This window comes from Magnetococcus sp. PR-3 (genome assembly GCF_036689865.1).
Lineage (GTDB): Bacteria > Pseudomonadota > Magnetococcia > Magnetococcales > Magnetococcaceae > Magnetococcus.
Genome location: NZ_JBAHUQ010000079.1, coordinates 1 through 549, shown reverse-complemented (window position 1 = coordinate 549; position 549 = coordinate 1). Strand labels below are relative to the sequence as shown.

At 53.2% G+C, this 549-nt stretch carries 1 protein-coding gene; it reads right to left on the bottom strand.

Annotated elements, in window-relative coordinates; translation table 11 throughout:
* On the bottom strand, positions 1 to 549 hold a 549-nt coding region (locus tag V5T57_RS20610; RefSeq protein ID WP_332893155.1), incomplete at both ends, for a transposase.

Below are 549 nucleotides of genomic sequence, written 5' to 3'. Positions count from 1 at the left end.
CGTTTCTGCCTGGAGATGAAAACCGTACTCTTGGTGACCTTATGGCCTCTGTATCCTCGGTCCACATAACAGCGCTTGGGGCGTACTCCTGATACGCGCGTTGATTGGGCCAAAGCCTGAATAAGTGTGCGCCCATCATAAGGATTGCCTGGAAAAGAGAGCATCCCCAGAACAAAACCCTCTCGATTGGTCGTTGTCACACTAACCTTACTGCCAAATTCATACTTTTTATGGGCTTTGCCCTTGGCAATACAAGCCGTGTGTGGCTCATGCAGGCTGTAGAGCTTGTTGTTGTCCGTGCGTTGTTGTTCCATCAAACGTTCCGCCAGGGTCAGTTCCTTGTGCAATGTCATCTGGGCATCGGCATCCTGCTCGGGGAGTTTACGCCATAACTCTCTGACCACCCGGCCCAACCAGGTCTTGAGTCTACGCACCTCACGCCCCATGCGTTTCATCTGTCTGGCGTGGGCATAACGGCCAGCTTTCTGTACCGTCTGCGGGCCTTTGCGGGCATAACTCTGACGTAATCCAATGGAGAAACGAGTGGCC